17 protein-coding genes are annotated in these 18,182 nt (G+C 55.0%); 13 read left to right on the top strand and 4 right to left on the bottom strand.

What is annotated here, in order from left to right:
• Positions 1 to 117 precede the first annotated feature (117 nt).
• Genes lptF through V7Q41_RS07185 form a run of 13 tightly spaced genes read left to right on the top strand, consistent with a single transcriptional unit; the run spans position 118 to position 13,739 of the window.
• Entirely contained in the window at positions 118 to 1,206 is a 1,089-nt protein-coding gene (lptF, locus tag V7Q41_RS07245; RefSeq protein WP_333844806.1) for an LPS export ABC transporter permease LptF, read from the top strand.
• Between the two features lie 12 nt (positions 1,207 to 1,218).
• Positions 1,219 to 2,319: an LPS export ABC transporter permease LptG gene (gene lptG / locus V7Q41_RS07240; RefSeq protein WP_333844804.1), complete on the top strand. Its 1,101-nt coding sequence runs from the start codon at positions 1,219 to 1,221 to the stop codon at positions 2,317 to 2,319.
• An 8-nt stretch (positions 2,320 to 2,327) separates the two neighbouring features.
• The gene (locus V7Q41_RS07235; protein ID WP_333844802.1) at positions 2,328 to 2,726 is read left to right on the top strand and encodes a sirohydrochlorin chelatase; all 399 of its coding nucleotides are present in this window, start codon (positions 2,328 to 2,330) and stop codon (positions 2,724 to 2,726) included.
• An 18-nt stretch (positions 2,727 to 2,744) separates the two neighbouring features.
• The gene (locus V7Q41_RS07230) at positions 2,745 to 3,911 is read left to right on the top strand and encodes a nucleotide sugar dehydrogenase (protein WP_333844800.1); all 1,167 of its coding nucleotides are present in this window, start codon (positions 2,745 to 2,747) and stop codon (positions 3,909 to 3,911) included.
• Between the two features lie 26 nt (positions 3,912 to 3,937).
• On the top strand, positions 3,938 to 4,741 hold the full coding sequence (locus V7Q41_RS07225; RefSeq protein WP_333844798.1) for a phosphatase PAP2 family protein: 804 nt from the start codon (positions 3,938 to 3,940) through the stop codon (positions 4,739 to 4,741).
• Positions 4,738 to 5,667 carry a lysylphosphatidylglycerol synthase domain-containing protein gene (locus V7Q41_RS07220; RefSeq protein ID WP_333844796.1) on the top strand — a complete coding sequence of 310 codons (930 nt, stop codon included), beginning with the start codon at positions 4,738 to 4,740 and terminating at the stop codon, positions 5,665 to 5,667. Before V7Q41_RS07225 ends, V7Q41_RS07220 begins: the two co-directional genes overlap by 4 nt.
• 12 nt (positions 5,668 to 5,679) lie before the next feature.
• On the top strand, positions 5,680 to 6,693 hold the full coding sequence (locus tag V7Q41_RS07215) for a glycosyltransferase family 2 protein (RefSeq protein ID WP_333844793.1): 1,014 nt from the start codon (positions 5,680 to 5,682) through the stop codon (positions 6,691 to 6,693).
• Positions 6,690 to 8,252 carry an ArnT family glycosyltransferase gene (locus V7Q41_RS07210; RefSeq protein WP_333844791.1) on the top strand — a complete coding sequence of 521 codons (1,563 nt, stop codon included), beginning with the start codon at positions 6,690 to 6,692 and terminating at the stop codon, positions 8,250 to 8,252. Before V7Q41_RS07215 ends, V7Q41_RS07210 begins: the two co-directional genes overlap by 4 nt.
• Before the next feature lie 22 nt (positions 8,253 to 8,274).
• On the top strand, positions 8,275 to 9,843 hold the full coding sequence (locus tag V7Q41_RS07205; RefSeq protein WP_333844789.1) for an ArnT family glycosyltransferase: 1,569 nt from the start codon (positions 8,275 to 8,277) through the stop codon (positions 9,841 to 9,843).
• Positions 9,840 to 10,526, top strand: a complete 687-nt coding sequence (locus V7Q41_RS07200; protein ID WP_333844787.1) for a phosphatase PAP2 family protein — start codon at positions 9,840 to 9,842, stop codon at positions 10,524 to 10,526. Before V7Q41_RS07205 ends, V7Q41_RS07200 begins: the two co-directional genes overlap by 4 nt.
• A gap of 32 nt (positions 10,527 to 10,558) precedes the next feature.
• The gene (locus V7Q41_RS07195) at positions 10,559 to 11,566 is read left to right on the top strand and encodes an NAD-dependent epimerase (protein ID WP_333844785.1); all 1,008 of its coding nucleotides are present in this window, start codon (positions 10,559 to 10,561) and stop codon (positions 11,564 to 11,566) included.
• 57 nt (positions 11,567 to 11,623) lie between these two features.
• Complete coding sequence (locus V7Q41_RS07190) at positions 11,624 to 12,565, top strand: CysB family HTH-type transcriptional regulator (protein WP_333844782.1); 942 nt, start codon at positions 11,624 to 11,626, stop codon at positions 12,563 to 12,565.
• Between the two features lie 10 nt (positions 12,566 to 12,575).
• A complete protein-coding gene (locus tag V7Q41_RS07185) occupies positions 12,576 to 13,739 on the top strand; it encodes a pyridoxal phosphate-dependent aminotransferase (RefSeq protein WP_333844779.1) in 1,164 nt (387 codons plus the stop codon).
• A gap of 258 nt (positions 13,740 to 13,997) precedes the next feature.
• Here V7Q41_RS07185 and V7Q41_RS07180 read toward each other — a convergent pair whose 3' ends face one another.
• The 4 genes from V7Q41_RS07180 to V7Q41_RS07165 all read right to left on the bottom strand — a co-directional run bounded on the left by V7Q41_RS07180 (position 13,998) and on the right by V7Q41_RS07165 (position 18,103).
• Complete coding sequence (locus V7Q41_RS07180; RefSeq protein ID WP_333844776.1) at positions 13,998 to 15,026, bottom strand: LacI family DNA-binding transcriptional regulator; 1,029 nt, start codon at positions 15,024 to 15,026, stop codon at positions 13,998 to 14,000.
• 72 nt (positions 15,027 to 15,098) lie between these two features.
• On the bottom strand, positions 15,099 to 16,052 hold the full coding sequence (locus V7Q41_RS07175) for a glycoside hydrolase family 16 protein (RefSeq protein WP_333844774.1): 954 nt from the start codon (positions 16,050 to 16,052) through the stop codon (positions 15,099 to 15,101).
• Complete coding sequence (locus tag V7Q41_RS07170; protein ID WP_333844771.1) at positions 16,036 to 17,319, bottom strand: hypothetical protein; 1,284 nt, start codon at positions 17,317 to 17,319, stop codon at positions 16,036 to 16,038. Before V7Q41_RS07170 ends, V7Q41_RS07175 begins: the two co-directional genes overlap by 17 nt.
• 37 nt (positions 17,320 to 17,356) lie before the next feature.
• Positions 17,357 to 18,103: a hypothetical protein gene (locus tag V7Q41_RS07165; protein ID WP_333844769.1), complete on the bottom strand. Its 747-nt coding sequence runs from the start codon at positions 18,101 to 18,103 to the stop codon at positions 17,357 to 17,359.
• Between the last annotated feature and the right edge of the window lie 79 nt (positions 18,104 to 18,182).

The following is an 18,182-nucleotide window of genomic DNA, read 5'->3' as shown; positions in this document are numbered from 1 at the left end:
GGGCTTGTCCTTGGCAGATACCAAGATAATCAACGCATCGGTTTTATGCGTGGCTGCAGCGTGTAAATCTAGGGTCTTGAGCTCGAAGTTCATAATTGTGGTTTTCCTCTCTCGCTGATGTTATTCCATTCCTCTATTCGTAAAGAGCTGGCCCGCAGTTTTGGTGCCACGCTGGTCGTACTGGTCACAATTGTGATGACCATGATGCTGATCCGTACCCTAGGCCAAGCATCGATCGGCAGTGTCAACCCCACCGAGGTCACCTTAATTCTGGGTTTCACCATGCTGGGGCAGTTGCCCATTTTGCTGACCATGAGCTTGTTCATTGCAGCGGTGGGCACCCTGTCGCGCATGTATTTAGAGAGTGAGATGGTGATTTGGCTTGTCAGCGGCAAAGGGCTTCGCGCGTTGGTGACCCCTATGCTTCATTTTGCTTGGCCGATGCTGCTGAGTGTGTTTGTGTTGATGCTGCTGATCTGGCCTTGGTCGAATCAGCAAATTGGGGAACTGAAAAATCGCTATGAGCGCCGCGGCGACTTAGAGCGCGTTGCCCCTGGTCAGTTCCAAGAATCGGCTAGCGGCTTGCGGGTGTTTTTCATTGACAAAGAAAGCCTAGACAACAAAGAGGGCAAAAACGTCTTCATTTCATCGACGGATCACAACAAACAATCCATGACGTCGTCCAGAACAGGACACATTGAAACCCAAGCGGATGAACAGTATTTGGTGCTTGAAAATGGCCAACGCGTTGAACAAAACATTGGCAAATCCGACTTGAAAGTCACCCAATTCAAAAGCTACACCACGCAGCTCAACCCATCCGCCAAATTGCAAGACAAGTCACCACTCAAGACGGTGTCCAGCCTCGAGCTGATACAAAACCCAAGCCCTGGCAACCTCGGTGAGTTAGGTTGGCGCTTGGGCGTGGCGTTTTCAGCCTTCAACGTCATCGTCATTGCCTTGGCCATCACGAGCGCCAACCCGCGCGTAGGCCGCGGCGGAAATTTGGCTCAAGCCTTGCTTATTTTTGTGGTGTATTTCAACCTGATCAACCTAGGGCAAAGTTGGGTGGGTTCGGGCAAAGCAGAGCTGCTGCCTTTTTTCATTGCCTTGCACGGCGGGGTTTTTGTCCTCGCTTACACATGGCTCACCGCGCGTCATTACAACTGGAATTGGCGACAACTCCTGGGACGCGCTGGTGCTTGAAGCTGCTGACTTATGAATACCCTTCGCAAACTTATTCATCATGAAATTTGGATCGCGGTCGCTTTTGTCACGCTTTGTTTTTTAGCGCTGTTCTTTTTCTTTGACTTCATTGATGAGTTACCCAACGCCGGTGGCAACAACAACCTATACCAACTCAGACATGTGTTTGGGTTTGTGCTGCTGTCGGTTCCCAGCCATTTGTATGAGCTGCTGCCCATCACCGTCTTGATCGGCACCATTTTTGTAATGTCACGCTTGGCCAAAAGCTCAGAATTCACCATTCTGCGCACCAGCGGACTGACACCGCTCATGGCGCTGCGTAGCTTGTTGGGCTTGGGTCTGGCTTTTGTGCTCATCACGTTTGCGGTAGGTGACTACTTGGCTCCGGTGTGTGATCGCTATGCGCAACTGCTCAAATCCAAATACTTGGGTACACAAATCAAGGTAGGTAACACCGGCGCTTGGCTGCGTGAGAGCCAACCGCAGCAAAAGGTGTTTCTTAATATCAACCGACTGTCTGCCGACGGTTCACCACAAGAGATTCGAATTTTTGAATTCAACGCAGCTGGTGAATGGGTTGCCTTGAGCAAAGCCGCGGGAGCTCAGATCGAAGGCGGCGTATGGCAGCTTCAACAAGCTGAACGCCAAGCGATACAAGGCGGTGTCGATACGCAGAGGCTCAAAATCACGCAACAAGACACGCTGGCCTGGCCCAGTGAGATCACGAGCGAGATGATCGCCGTCGCCATTCTCAAGCCCGGGCGCATGGGCACGGTGGACTTGTTCCAATACATCAAACACCTGAGCGCCAACGGGCAAGCCACGCAACGCTTTGAAATTGAATTCTGGAAAAAAGTGTTTTATCCGCTCAGCTGCTTGGTCATGGTGGTGCTTGCTCTGCCCTTTGCTTACTTGCATTCGCGCAGTGGCAACATCACAAGCCACGTGTTTGGGGGCGTGTTGGCGGGCATCAGCTTTTTCTTGCTCAACAACGTCTTTGGCTATTTGGGCAACATCAACAATTGGTTGCCTTGGTTTGCTGCAGCTGCCCCCGGCTTGCTCTACACCCTCGCCTCACTGGCCGCTTTTGGCTGGTTGGTGATTCGTCAATAAGGTTTTCTATGCACGCCATCATTTTGTTTGCACACGGCTCACGTGACCCCCTGTGGCACAAGCCCATTCAAGCCGTGGCCGAGCGCATTCTTCAGCGCTCACCTCGCACCGTGGTGAAGTGCGCCTACTTGGAGCTGACCGAGCCCGCTTTGCCGCAAGTCGCTAGCGACTTGGTGGCCGACGGAGCCACCAGCTTGTGTGTGGTTCCCTTGTTTTTAGGCGTGGGCCGCCATGCGCGTGAGGATTTGCCAGAGTTGATCAGGTTATTGAAAATCGACCATCCCTCTATTGAGATCACCTGCCAACCCGCGGTGGGAGAACAGAGCCGTCTTTTAGATTTACTCGCCGATATTGCCCTGGGCCACAGCATTGACGAAGAGGGTCAAATGTTAGAATCGAAAATCTAAATCATTGCGTGGTCACTTATGAAAATCGCCATTGCAGGCACAGGTTACGTCGGTCTTTCGAACGCAGTTTTACTCGCACAACGCCACGAAGTTGTGGCCCTCGACATCGTCGACGAACGTGTCAAAGCCATCAATGCCCGACACTCCCCCATCGATGACCGCGACATTGAAGCCTATTTGGCTGAAAAAACGCTCAATTTGCGTGCCACCCTCGACCCTGTCGACGCCTACTCAGGCGCTGACTACGTGATCATTGCCACGCCCACCGATTACGACCCGCAAACCAACTACTTCAACACCCGCTCGGTCGAGTCGGTGATTGCTGATGTCAAGCGTCTCGCACCCCAAGCGGTGATGGTCATCAAATCCACCATCCCAGTGGGTTTCACAGAAAAAATTCGTGCAGAGTTGGGCACTGAGCAAGTTTTCTTTAGCCCAGAATTTTTACGCGAAGGCAAAGCCTTGCACGACAACCTCTACCCCAGCCGCATTGTGGTGGGCGAGGTCTCTGAACGTGCCCGGGTCTTCGCAGGCTTGCTGCAAGAGGCCTCCCTCAAACCAGACGTGCAAGTGCTCTACACCGGCAGCACCGAAGCAGAAGCCATCAAGCTCTTTGCCAACACCTACCTTGCCTTGCGCGTGGCTTATTTCAACGAGCTCGACAGCTACGCCGCCTCGCACAACCTAGACACCCGCCAAATCATTGACGGCGTTTGCCTAGACCCTCGCATTGGTAGCCATTACAACAACCCCAGTTTTGGCTACGGCGGGTATTGCTTACCCAAAGACACCAAACAGCTGCTGGCCAACTACAACAATGTGCCGCAAACACTCATTGGCGCCATCGTCAGCGCCAACAGCACACGCAAAGACTTCATTGCCGACGACATCTTGCGTCGCCAACCCAGCACCGTGGGTATCTTTCGCCTGATCATGAAAGCGGGCAGCGACAACTTCCGCGCCAGCAGCATTCAAGGCGTCATGAAACGCCTCAAAGCCAAGGGTGTGCGCGTCATTGTGTACGAGCCATTGTTGGCAGAGCAAGAGTTTTTCAAATCCGAGGTCACGCACGACTTGGCATCGTTCAAGTCGCAATGCGATGTGATCGTGGCCAACCGTCAAACACCTGATCTGAGTGATGTGGCAGCCAAGGTCTACACACGCGATTTGTTTGGCAGCGACTGATCCCGCGCAGCCGCTCCAAAGCCCGCATGCTCGCCACTCCCTCTGCGCCGCCTCAGGCACGTGCTTGGTTCGCGTTGGCGGTTTTGCTGATCGCTGCTGGTGTTTTAGCGCACCATGCGCCCAACCACCCCAACTGGATGCTTGGCTTCAACCATGCGTCACAGGTGCTATCTGAAACGTTTTGGTCTTGCGTCACCGTGTCAGGCTTGGGCTGGGCGGTACTGATTTTGGTCAGCACCATGAGCCGCAGCGATTTGGGCGCGCGCGTGGTGCTCACGGGCTTTGTTCTGGGCGGTATCGTGACGCACACACTCAAGCCTTGGCTCAGCTTGCCAAGGCCAGGGGCCGTGCTGGATGTCGAACTGATCCACTTCATTGGCAACCCAGTGATCAACTACCACTCCATGCCCTCGGGTCACGCCCTCGCCGCCATGTGCATGGGCACGCTGTGGATGTGCCTGATTCGTGCGCATGCTTACCCACGTTGGATGGTGTGGTTGTCATGGCCAATTGCCTTGACCATCGCGGCATCGCGCATTGCCGTGGGCGCGCATTGGCCCGCCGATGTGCTGGTGGGCGGTGGTCTGGGCCTGATGGTGGGCTGGCTGGCTTGGCGCTTTCCTTTTCCTTGGCCACGCAACAACGCCTTTGGTTTTCCATGGCTCCCTGTCTTTGTGGAAGCTTTGGGCGCATGGGCCGCCTTCACGTTTGACGAAGGCGTGCCACTGGCCTTGGTTTGGCAGTGGCTGCTGGGTGGCTTGGCAGTGGCCAGCATGCTGTGGCGCGTGCAAGCGTGGTGGACGCGCCCAACTTGTGAACCAGCCACATGAAAAAATCTTCTAAAAAACTCTGGGCATCCATCGTTGTCACCCTGATGGCCATCGCCATCATGGCGTGGATGCTGCAAGCCGTGGATTGGCCTGTGGCCATAGAGGCGTGGCGACGCGTGCCGCTGTATGTTTGGCTGGTCAGCGCGCTCGGCATGGCAAGCAGTCATCTGCTTCGGGCTGGCCGCGTTCGCACCGAATGGCGCGACACGCTGAACATGGGTTGGCGCGAAGCATGGGGCTTGATGGTGCGCCACAGCGCTTGGGTGGTGCTGGTGCCCATGCGCGGCGGCGAAGCCATCTATGTGTGGGTGTTGCACCGCCAAGGGGGCATTTCGATTCGCCAAGCCAGCATCAGTTTGCTCAGGCTGCGCGTGCAAGACATGGCGGTGTTGGGCGGCTTGTCAGTTGCACTGTTTGCCCCGTTCTCAGTAGAGATCAGTGTGGCACTGGCGCTGGCCATGATGGCGCTGGCCATCTGGATCTTGCCCTTGAGCTGGACCTGGCTGATGTATCGCATGTCTCGCAAAGAAGGAACCGAGCCTTTTCAAGCCCCGCCACCCGCTTGGGAAAGTTGGATTTACGCCATCAGCAATTGGATTGTCAAAGCCTGCGCCATTGCTTGGCCGTTGTGGGTCATGTTGCCCATCGATTTTCGAACCGCCTTGCACGGCTCAGTGGGCGGCGAGCTCGCCGCTACACTTCCTCTGCAGCCGCCAGCAGGGTTTGGGCCCTATGAAGGCGGTGTTATTTTTGGCATCCAATGGAGCGCTTCTTTGCCTTGGCCCGATATCGCCGCCACCGCTTTGGCGGTGCATTTGATGGCCTTGGCCGTCACGGTTGGATCAGCCACATTGGCGCGTGTTTTGGGCTGGAGCCAAAAACCGCTGCATCGCCTGGACGGGGCGCCAGCCACATTTTCTCAATAAGGTTTTCACATCATGTCAGACGCCACCGCCCCCATGCCGCAACACACCTTGTCGGTGGTTGTGCCCATGTACAACGAACAAGATAACGCGCCTCTACAAATTGATGCGGTGCAAGAGGCGCTGAGCCACTACCCCATGCCATGGGAATTGATCTTGGTCGACGACGGTAGCTCTGACCAGACCGTGGTCGCCTTGCTCAAGCGTGCCAAAGAAATTGGTCCACACATCCGCGTGGTCGAGCTGCGCCGAAACTTCAAACAAACGGCCGCCATGCAAGCCGGCATTGATGCCGCGCGTGGTGATGTGATCGTCACCATGGACGGCGACTTGCAAAATGACCCACGCGATATCCCCAAGCTGGTGGCGCGTTTGCTCCACGAAGACCTGGACATGGTGGCAGGCTGGCGTCAAAAGCGCCAAGACGGCTTCATCTTGCGTAAGTTTCCGTCCCTGATTGCCAACACCTTGATTCGCAAAGTCTCAGGCCTTGACTTCAAAGACTTGGGTTGCAGTCTCAAGGCCTTTCGCGGTGAAGTACTGCGCAAAGTTCGTTTGTATGGCGAGATGCATCGCTTCATTCCCGCTTGGCTGGCCACAGTCACGTCACCGCGTCGCATGGCTGAAGAGCCTGTGCGACACCATGCGCGTCTGTTGGGCGAGTCCAAGTACGGTATTTCGCGCACCTTTCGCGTCATCGTTGACTTGTTGGCCATGTACTTCTTTTTGCGCTTTGGCACCCGCCCAGGCCATTTTTTTGGGGGCATTGGTCTGATCTTTTCTGCCGTGGGCAGCTTGGTCTTGGGCTATTTAGGAATTTTGAAGTTGTTAGGCGAGCAAGTGGGCGGCCGCCCTCTGCTGTGGCTGGGATTTTTTGCATTACTGGCTGGCGTGCAAATGCTGACCACGGGGGTGTTGGCCGAAATTTTGATGCGCAGCTACTTTGACCAAAGCGGCGCTCGCTCCTACCACGTGATGCACAACCACACGCCCGCGCCTGATGAGAGCTGGCATACCGCGCACGCATGATCCACTATTGCAATCCCTTTCGCTGGAACAGCACCATCTGGGTCACGCTCGCGCTGCTGAGTTTGTACTTGGTGCGCTTGGCCGGCGCTCCTTTATTTGATGTAGACGAAGGGGCCTTTGCCCAAGCCTCGCGCGAAATGCTGGCCTCAGGTGATTGGGGGCACACCACCCTCAATGGGGCTGACCGTTTTGACAAGCCCATCTTCATTTACTGGTGCCAAGCGGCTTTGATGGCTGTGTTTGGCCCCTATGACTGGGTGGCTCGCTTGCCATCGGCATTGGCAGTGCTTGCGGCGACGTTTGCGCTTTGGCGGTTTGCAGCGCAGCAGTGGGGTGAACCGGCTGGGCAACGCGCCGCTTTCATGCTGGGCTCAAGCTTGGGACTGTTGGCCATTGGCCGCGCCGCCACCGCTGACGGCATGCTGAACGCCTTGCTCATGGCAACGGGTTTGTGTTTGTGGAACTTTGCAGCCAGTGGCTCACGCAGCGCGCTGCGTTGGGCTTATGCATGGTGCGGGCTAGGCCTGCTCACCAAAGGCCCTGTAGCGCTGCTGATACCGGGCATCACCTTATTGCTATGGTCCTTGACCACCGACCGTGGCCGCACGGCTTGGCGAGCACTTCGGGAGCCCACAGGGTGGCTGCTTTTGCTGGCCATCGCTGCGCCTTGGTACCTCTATGCGTTGCAACGCCACGAGATGGCTTTTATCGAAGGCTTTTTTCTCAAGCACAACGTGCAGCGCTTCACCGCTACTTTAGAAGGGCATGGTGGCAACTCACTCTACTACCTGGTGGTCTTGCCTTTGTTGTTGCTGCCGTGGTCCCCTTGGTGTGTGCGATTGTTTGGCAGCTTCCTCACTCAGTGGGCCAACCCCTTGCAGCGCTTTTTGTGGATATGGGTGTTGTTTGTGCTGGGCTTTTTTTCGCTCTCGGGCACCAAGCTCCCGCACTACATGCTCTATGGATTAGCGCCCTTGGTTTTGTTGATCGTGGCTCAGTCTGTCAAGCGCCCTGCATCTGTGGCGTGGCAGGCCGCGCTCTGGGGCTGTGTCGCTTTGTCTTGCGGGCTTGCCTTTGCTGTGCCCTTCATCGCAGCTTGGGGAGCCACCACCGTCACTGACACATGGGTGCAGCCTTTGCTCGCGAGCGCGCCCAGTGGTTTATCGGTTCACCTCAGTGCCAGTTTTGTGGCACTGACCGGTTTGTGGTTGGCCTTCAAACCACGCGGCGACGCTTGGGCGAGGCTCATGGCTTGTGCTTGGTTGGTCAGCATGCTGTGGGTGGGCGTTGTGATTCCTTGGTTGGGCCAAGTGCTGCAAGCCCCCTTCCAAGAAGTGGCCACTTGGGCGCGACAGCACCACCCCGAGGCACGCATCGTGCAGTGGCGCATGCACCAACCCAGCTTTGCTTTTTACTATGGCGCACCGACGACGCAACAAGCCCCCACGCCAACTGACTGGGTCATCGTGCGCCACGACCGCATGCAAGACTTGCCCATGAACCTCTACACAACAGCGCACAGCCATCGCGGTCTGTTGTTGCTCAAGCCTTTGCCTTGAGGCCCCTTTGAGCCAACCCACCATGAACCGCCCTTCCTTGTCCACGCTGGCGATCCTCGCGCTGCTGTCACTCGCCTTGCTGGGCTTGCGGATGTTCGAGTTCACCGTCAGTGGCGCAGGATTGCATGTGGACGAGGCGCAATACTGGCTGTGGTCGCGTGATCTGCAATGGGGCTATTTCTCTAAGCCCCCTGTGTTGGTGGCCCTGATCACGGGCTCTACCGCGGTGTTTGGCGATTCACTGCTGGGCGTCAAAGCCTTGGCCATGACGTGCTGGGTGCTCAGCGCTTGGGTGCTCGGCTGCTTGGCCTATCGCATCGGTGGCATGCGCAGCGCTGTCTTTGCGGGTGGCTTGTTTTCAGCCACCTTGGTGTCGGGCTTGTTGGGCTTGAGTGTCACCACCGATGCGCCCCTCACCTTGTTTTGGGCGCTCAGCATGCTCACCCTTTGGCAAGCTGCCCACGCATCAGGCTACCGTGCCACCTGTTGGTGGATCGCTTGCGGCCTGAGCTTTGGGCTGGGTGTGTTGTCCAAATACAGTGCCTTGGCGCTTGGCTTTTCCGCCCTCTGGCTGTTGGCAATGGCGCCGGCCGGGCAACGTCGCCGCATTTTTTTAGGCGGGCTGCTGGCCTGTGTCGTGGCTGTGTGGGTGCTGCTGCCCCACTTGGCTTGGAACATGGCCAACCAATGGCCTACAGCGCAACACACCCTTGAAATCACCGTGCAAGAAACCGGCTCAACCGTGGCCCAAGGGGCGGGTGGCTGGCGTCGGGTGTTGGCATCAGGCTTTGAGTTTTCGTTTGGCCAGCTCTTGATATTGGGGCCCAGTGTGTGGTTGGTGTGGTTTTGGTTGTGGCGCAAACAACGCGACGACAGTCGGCACTCTGGCGCACTATCAGCTGGCCTGACCGAAGAAAACGGCCACGCGCTCACTGCCTCACGTCTGTGGTCACCGCTCACCTATGCCTTGGCTTTTTCATGCCCCATCTTGGCGCTGGGTTTGATTCAAGCGCTCAATTCCAAGGCCCTCATCAACTGGTCTGTGCCCATGGCCTTGGGCGTGTGTTTGTGGCTGGCATGCTGGGCCAGCGCGCTTAGGCTGTCGCTCACACGCTTGGTCTGGGCCTGTGGCGCAGGCTTGGTGCTGAGTGGCTTCATCGCCACGAGCGGCGACATCAAACAATGGATGGGCCTCACCACCCAGCCCCACCAATCCAAGTGGGACATTTGGGGTCGCATGCGCGGCTGGGATGCCTCATTGCAAAGCCTCAAGCCAGCGCTAGAGCCCTACCGCGAAATCCCATGGCTGACCGGCGACCGCAGCACCTTGGTGCAAACCGCCTACAGCCTTCGTGCGCTCGAGCCCAAGCTGTATGCCTGGAACAGCGATGGCGGCGTTCATCACCACTTTGAATGGAAGCAGCCTTGGCCCGCCAACGCGCATGATCCAGCGGTTGTGTGGATCAACCCCAGCCCGCCACACCCTCTGCTGCTGAGCCGCTATCCCCATGCACGCCAACTGGCAGGGGCGCAATCTGGCCGTGTCACATTGCAAGTGTGGTTGTTGCAAACCCAACCAACCCAGCCATGACCTCGCCCCAACGCCATGAGGTGCAGGCCTGGCTTGCGCTGACCTTGATTTGCATTGCGGTGTATCTGGTGTGGCCTGATTTGGATCTGAGCGTGGCGAGTTGGTTTTACACGCCTGCCCTTGGATTTGATGCGGCGCAATGGCCGTGGATTGATCTGTGGCACTCGAGCGTGCCGTGGGTGGGGCGCAGCATGTTGTTGCTGTGTGTGTTGTTGTTAGCTGTTGGTCGGCGTTGGATGAACCCCGCCATGCGGCGCAAAACATTCGCCTTGTTCATAGGCTTGGTCGTGGGTTTATGGCTTATCTTGCATGTGGGCTTCAAAGACAATTGGGGCCGCGCTCGACCCAGCCAAATCACCGAATTGGGCGGCACACAGACTTACACCTCGCCCCTGGTTCCTACCGCGGCATGTGACACCAACTGCTCCTTCATGAGTGGCCATGCGGGCACGGGCTTTGTGCTGATGACCCTCGGCGCACTTGCGACCACGCGCACACGCCGTCGCTGGATCGCTATCGGCTGGACTGCGGGCTTGATACTGGGTTTTGTTCGCATGGCCCAAGGCGGCCATTTTTTAGGTGATGTGCTGTTTGGTGGCTTGCTGATGTGGGGCTGCGCTTGGGCCACACGCTGGTGCTATGTGCGCTGGCGCGCGCGCGGCAGCGTCAAAACTCTGCCCTGATTGGCCTTGAATTTTTGCGGGACAATGGCCGCATGAAAGTATTCCTCACTGGTTGCGCCGGCTTCATCGGTATGCACGCCGCCCAACGACTCTTAGCCCGCGGCGACGAGGTGGTTGGCATTGACAACTTCACCCCCTATTACGACGTCACGCTCAAGCACGCACGCATGCAGCAGTTGCTGGGCCAGCCCAACTTTCGCTTCATCCAAGAAGACTTGGTCAACATGACCGCCATTGAAAGCCAGTTAGGCACTTGGCGTCCCGATCTCATCCTCCACCTCGCCGCTCAGCCAGGGGTGCGCTACTCCATCGACCACCCGCATGTGTATGCGCAGTCGAACTTGGTTGCGTTCTTGAACATTCTGGAATGGTCGCGCCACTGGCAAGTCAAGCATCTGGCCTACGCCAGCAGCTCCAGCGTGTATGGCGGCAACGAAAAACTGCCCTTCAAAGAGTCAGACCCAGTTGACCACCCCGTCAGTTTGTACGCGGCGACCAAACGCGCCAACGAACTCATGGCCCACACCTACAGCCATTTGTACGGCACACCCACCACGGGATTGCGCTTCTTCACGGTGTATGGGCCATGGGGCCGACCCGACATGGCCCCGTTTAAATTTGCAGATGCCATCCTCAAAGGGCTGCCCATCGAGATTTACAACCACGGTCAGCAAATGCGCGACTTCACCTATGTGGACGACATTGTCGAATCTGCCCTGCGCGTGCTCGACCGCCCGCCCGTGCCACAAACCTTTGCCAAAGGCCAAGAACCCGGCTGCGCTGAGAGTTGGGCGCCCTACCGCGTGTTGAACATTGGCAACTCGGACCCCGTGCAACTCATGGACTTTGTCCACACCATCGAGCAAGCTGTGGGCGTGCAAGCCACCAAAATCATGAAGCCCGCCCAGCCCGGCGACGTGACCGCCACCTTTGCAGACACCACCCAACTCGAAGCCTGCATCGGCTTCACGCCTGCCACACCCTTGAGCACGGGCATGGCTCGGTTTGTGGCGTGGTACCGCGACTACTACAAAGCATAAAGAACGAGTTAGTTAGATGCTCAGGGCATAATGGGTGGTACATCACAACGCCAAGCCATGAACCTACATCAGTTCCGTTTCGTCCAAGAAGCCGTTCGCCGCAACCTCAACCTCACCGAGGTGGCCAAATCGCTGCACACCTCTCAGCCTGGCGTGTCCAAAGCCATCATTGAGCTTGAAGAAGAGCTGGGCATCGACATCTTCACGCGTCATGGCAAACGCCTCAAGCGCGTGACCGAGCCTGGCCAACACGTGTTGCGCAGCATCGAAGTCATCATGCGCGAAGTCGGTAACTTGAAGCGCATTGGCGAACAGTTCAGCGCGCAAGACAGCGGCACTTTGTCGATCGCCACCACCCACACCCAAGCCCGCTACGTGCTGCCTGTGCCCGTGGCCAAGCTGCGCGAGGCCTACCCCCATGTGAACATCAGCTTGCACCAAGGTGCGCCTGCACAAGTGGCGCAAATGGTGCTGGACGAAGTGGCCGAGATTGGCATCGCCACCGAGTCCTTGTCTGAATACCCCGAATTGATCACCCTGCCCTGCTACGAGTGGCAACACATGCTGGTCATCCCCAAGTCGCACCCGCTCGCAGGCAAAGTGCGCATCACGCTCGAAGACTTGGCGGCTGAGCCCATCATCACCTACCACCCCTCCTTCACGGGCCGCACCCGCATTGACAAAGCCTTTGCTTCCAAAGCCCTGACGCCACGCATCGCGCTTGAAGCCATCGATTCAGACGTCATCAAAACCTATGTGGGCCTCGGATTGGGCATTGGCATCGTGGCTGAAATGGCTGTCAAAGATAGCTTGGACGACAGCCTGGTGGCCCGCCCTGCCTCTCAACTGTTTGGTAAAAACGTGGCGCGTATCGCCTTCAAGCGCAGCGCCTATATTCGCCACTTTGTGTATGACTTTGCAGCGCTCTTGAGCGACCGCTTGGACCGTCACCTCATCATGAAAGCCCTCGACGGCCACCCCACCGACTTCAACATGTAAGCCACGCCACATGACAACACCACACCTCGCCACCAAGTTCCCCAACATCGGCACCACCATCTTCACGGTCATGTCGGCCTTGGCCACTGAAAAAAAGGCGGTCAACCTCGGCCAAGGCTTTCCAGACTTTGACTGCGACCCGAAGCTGGTGGCCTGCGTTAGCGACGCCATGAGCCACGGCCTCAACCAATACCCGCCCATGACCGGCGTGCCCGCCCTGCGCGAAGCCGTGGCCGACAAGATTGAGTCGCTCTACCAATACCGCTACGACCCCACCAGCGAAATCACCATCACCGCGGGTGCCACGCAAGCCATCCTTAGCATCATCTTGGCCGTGGTGCGAGCGGGTGATGAAGTGATCGTGCTCGAGCCCTGTTACGACAGCTACATCCCCAACATCGACATGGCGGGCGGCGTGGCGGTGCGCGTGCCGCTCACCCCCGGCACCTTCCGCCCCGACTTCGACAAAATCGCTGCGGCCATCACACCCAAGACCCGCGCCATCATCGTCAACAGCCCACACAACCCCAGCGCCACCGTGTGGACACGCGAAGAAATGCTCAAACTGCAAGAGCTGCTGGCCCCCACCCCCATCGTGCTCATCAGCGACGAGGTTTACGAGCACATGGTTTATGCCCCACTGCAACACCTCAGTGCATCTAGCTTCCCCGGCTTGGCCAAGCGTGCGTTCATCGTCTCGAGCTTTGGCAAAACCTTCCACGTCACCGGCTGGAAAATTGGCTACGTGGCCGCCCCTGCGGCTTACAGCGCCGAGTTCCGCAAAGTGCATCAGTTCAACGTGTTCACCGTTAACACACCGGTGCAACACGGCTTGGCCGCTTACCTCAAAGACCCGCAACCCTACCTGCAACTGCCCGCCTTCTACGCCGCCAAGCGCGACCTGTTTCGCACCGGCTTGGCACAAACCAAATTTGAGCTGCTGCCCTCTGAAGGCAGCTACTTCCAGTGTGTGCGCATCGACAAACTCAGCGTGCCCGAAAAAGACCTGAGCGAAGCCGACTTTTGCAAATGGCTAACGTCTGAAATTGGCGTAGCCGCCATTCCCCTGTCCGCCTTTTACGCCGATGGCTTTGACCAACGCGTAGTGCGTTTTTGTTTTGCTAAAAAAGACGAGACACTGAAGTTGGCGCTGGGGCGGTTGGCGCGTTTGTAAGCCCTGCACGAACAAACCTTGTCAATCAAAAGAACACTCACAATCCTTGGCTGTGCAAGCGCAGCCGTGCTCATCATTTACTTCGGATGGGCCAAAGAATTTATCGCCATCGACCGCTGTCTTGACTCGGGCGGTGCATACGATGTGCAGCGACAGGTTTGCGAACGCGATTAGCCGTTTACCCGCGCTGCTGACTACCAAGGACAAGGGGCCTAGAGTAGTGACAGCTTAGAAAAATAACACCTTTAACGATGCGGTTCAACGTGAGATTTTGCAAGCGGAAGTCGACTCTCTGATGATGAGTTCTGCCTCCACAACCTGTGATAGTGGGCTCTTCTTGTTAATCAAATCAAACATAGCCTTGGCAGCAGAAACACCAATTTCATAAACCGACTGACGCACAGTGGTCAAAGGCGGCAGCGTGAAAGCTGAGTGCGGTAGGTCATCAAAGCCAATGAGGGAGACATCATCAGGCACATTTAATCCTGCCTTGTGAAGCGCCAAGCGTGCACCATAAGCCATCTGATCGTTTGCGGCAATGATGGCTGAGAATTCAGTCTTATTTGCAACAAGCGAATTGACAGCTTTGAAGCCACCAGACTCAAGAAAATCGCTCTCTACGATGAGACTTTTATCGTTGAACATCTTCAATCGCTTGATTTCTTTTTTATACCCCTGAAGACGCTGTTTGGCATCAGGATGATCCAACGGACCCGATAGAAATACAACTTTATGATGTCCTAGTTGACTTAAATAATTGACTGCTTGAGCAGCGCCTTCGGCATTGTCAAAGTCGATACTGAAGAGATTTTTACAACTAAGTTGCCTACCCGTCACGACAACAGAAATTGATTTAGAAAGTTCTATGAGTGTGTCGTCAGAAAGCTTGCCGGTTAAGACGATGATGCCGTCCACTTTTCTATCTAACAACAACTGAATGCGTTTTTTTTCCTCCGCCTCGTTCCAGTGGCCGCTGACAAAGAGCGGGGAATAGTGGGCCTTGTTAAGCTCATCCTCAATACCACGCAAAGCCTCACCGTAATAAGGACTATCAATGAATTGCGTTAGCACGCCAATGCTCATCGTTCGACCACCAGCCAAACTTCTCGCAGCGGGATCTGGGCGAAATCCGAGCTCTTTGATCACCGCCTGAACCAGGGCTTTTTTTTCATCACTGACTTGGGCTGTGCCATTCAAAATTCGAGACACAGTGCTTGGCGAGACCCCTGCTTGTTGAGCCACCATACCCAATGTGGCGCGTGGAGCTATCGATATAGTTGAAGGCATTATTTTTGTTATTAAGAGGTAAAAAGAACGCGTTCATACGCAATGAACTTAAGCTGCGCCGTTGATTATTGATCAAGATGGCGGCTGCCACACCTTCACGTACTCTACTTTCATATTCATACTTGGCAGATTATTGACATTGAAGGCGCCCCCCAAATTACCACCCACAGCGACATTGAGCAACAAATAAGCAGGTTGTGAAAATGGCCAATTGTCTGCTGTGGCGTTGGCTGGTTTTTTGAATGAAAACGTGGGAACCCCATCCACACCCATCAAAATCTCATTGGCACTCCAGTGCAATTGAAAATTGTGGAACTCAGTGCACATATTTGCCACTGCGTTTTTCGCAAACAACAGACCCGCTGCACTGCCCCAGTGATTGGTAGTTGAATGAACACCAGACTGCACCTGATTAGGTTGGGAAATGAATGAAGCATTGCCCCCAAACCACTCCATGATGTCTATTTCGCCACGCGCAGGCCAAACGCCATCTTTACCCATCATCCAGATCGCAGGCCAAGCACCTGCTACACAAGGCACTTGGGCTCTAATTTCGTAAAAACCGTAAGGCGTTGAATTCAAGGCCGCGTAATAACTTGCCGTGTTGGTGTGCAACCTGGCCGAGGTTACGCTCACATTGCGAGCTTGTATAGCGCTCAAGACATCGGGCACAGATGGTGAATCACCATTGGCCATGTCAACCTCAGCAATACCAGCCACTGGTTGAATTACGAGTCGGCCGTTGGCATCGATGAACGAGTTCTTAGCTTGATCCGTGTAGTACTGCTTTTCAGCGTTACCCCAAACTGTTCCACCCAAGAGCGGAGATCCCAAGTCATACGACCAAGTGCTACTTGGACGACCTGGCGTAGAAAAATCGTCTGACCACTTTAGGGCGTAAGTGGTGGGTAATGTGAGCTCAAGACTTGTGGGAGCAATTGAGCTACCGCCGCCACCGCCACCGCCACAAGAGGTTAAGCCCATCAAGCTGAGTAAAGCAATATTGAATTTAGAACGTATAAACAAGACCCACTCCTGCCCAATTACCCGATTTAGCAACACGAGAATCGACACCCGTGAAAGCTGCGTGACCGGGCATGCTTAAAGGTGCCAAACCTTTATGACCGAAGTTAACCATGCCACCAAAACCATACACAGAAAATCCAGGTTCAACTTCATAGCCCACACCTAAAGTATTCAGGGTCATGGTGTTCGATTGGCCACGTTCAACTGGATTGCTGGTGTTGGCTTTGCCCAAATAAACCACACCTGTATTCACAGACCACTTAGGCATGAATTTGTACACCGCACCCAAACTAAAGTCTGTTGAGGTAGCGCTGTAACTTGGCCCTGTCAGGCTGCTGATGTTGAACATATCGTTCCACAAGTCGTTGCCTTGAGCATCTTTGCCTAACCATGCTGCTTTGTTACCACTCCAACGATTGAAACGAACGCCCGCCAGCACCTCGGTCTTGGCGTTCATCTGGTAGCGAGACATCAACATCACAATAGATTGCTTGTTGCCCTCGGCAATCAAATTTTCTTTAGATGCATCATTGGTTATGCCTTTGAAAGGTCCATGCCCCCAAGCCATGGGCATACCGTTAGTTGCAGACTGCGCTGTGACATCAAGAATTAACGGACCATTCACGTATTTGGCATACACCTCGTAAAACTGTGGTTTGTGCTTTGAGTATCCTGCACCGCCTTGGTCGTAAGTTAGCTCAAGGTACAAGTCTCCGTTGTTGACATCCATGAGTGGCAAACCGTAACGAACCGCATTGGTTAACAACCCATAACCAGCACCACTTGAAGCCCACGGGTCTGCAACACCAAATTTTGTCCCATAGGGGTAGTCCGCAACGCTCCAACCTCTGGTTGGAAATGCACCTACCTGCAACGTTCCATAGTCTTCATGCAGAAGGGTGGCATTTTTTTCGTACCAAATGCCTGGGATGTCTACCTTGCCATCGCGCCATCGTTGGCTAACTAAACCTTTAACTTTGAAGCCCTGCCCTAGCTCAAACTCTTTGGTACCGATGTAAGGCTGAGCGAGGCTAAAGTTTCTTCCCTTTGTGCCATAACTTTTTCCGGCGGCAAGGTCATCCGCCCAAGGACGATGCCGCGCTTCGCCAGCAACCAATTGACAATCACTGCATTGATTGCTGGCGCGAGATGTTTCAACCTTCACGAAGCCATTGATGGTCAAAGGACCCACGTCGATTGCATGCGAAAGCGAATGCGCCGCAAGCAGCATGAGCCCGAAGAGATTCGTTTTTTTAATATTTTTCATTTGAGCACCATCAGTAGATTCGAAGATTGATGTTTGATTAGCGCGCGAAAGCCACCAAACCCACTTTAGGCAATACAAAGTTGTTGGTTGTAGAAGTCGCATTTGCATCGCTTGCTGGCAGGACTTTGACCACCACAGCTTTCAGGTCAGACTTCAACGCAGTCAAGGCACCAGAAGAGCACGTAGTGAAAGAAGTCAGAGGTAACTTATAAACCCTCAGATTGTTTGCCGTGGCTGTGGTGTTCAATGTCACGTTCACAGAGCAAGCGTTTGCATACGAGTAAGTCGTGGAGTTGTAAGCGCCGCCATTGAGTTCCACCGTAAAAACAGTAGCACTGTTGGTTTGCACCGCACGATCCACACCATTGCCCATTTGAATCATTAAATTGCCAGACTGTGACACATCAAGTCCAGAATTTTGTGGCGTCTGAATTTTGGTGTAGATATAGTCCGTTGAGCCCAATGCAGCTGTGTGCTTGAACTGGATACCAACTGACTGGTGATAGTCGATATCATTTTGACCAAAAATTCCATAGTCTCCGTAGATGTAATTTCCACCTGATCCCATGAATACATCGCCGCCTTCGGCTGTGCTCCATTTCAAATCACCAGAGGCTGCAGCATTTGGCGTGTAGCTTGATGCGACCAATACATAAGGAGATGCCAATGCTTGCGCAATGGTGTTTGTAACGCCACCACCGCCACACGCCACCAAAGTACCCAGAATGCCCAAGGCACCCATCGTGAATGATTTACCGATATAACCCATACGTTGAAATGACATCTTGATCTCCTAAATTGTTGTTTAAAACCCCCATTTTGAAACCGCTTTCTGAAAGCGCTTTCACAAAATGTATTTAAAA

Source organism: Limnohabitans sp. (assembly GCF_036804465.1).
Taxonomy (GTDB): Bacteria; Pseudomonadota; Gammaproteobacteria; order Burkholderiales; family Burkholderiaceae_C; genus Limnohabitans.
This window is presented reverse-complemented; position numbering and strand designations above follow the sequence as displayed.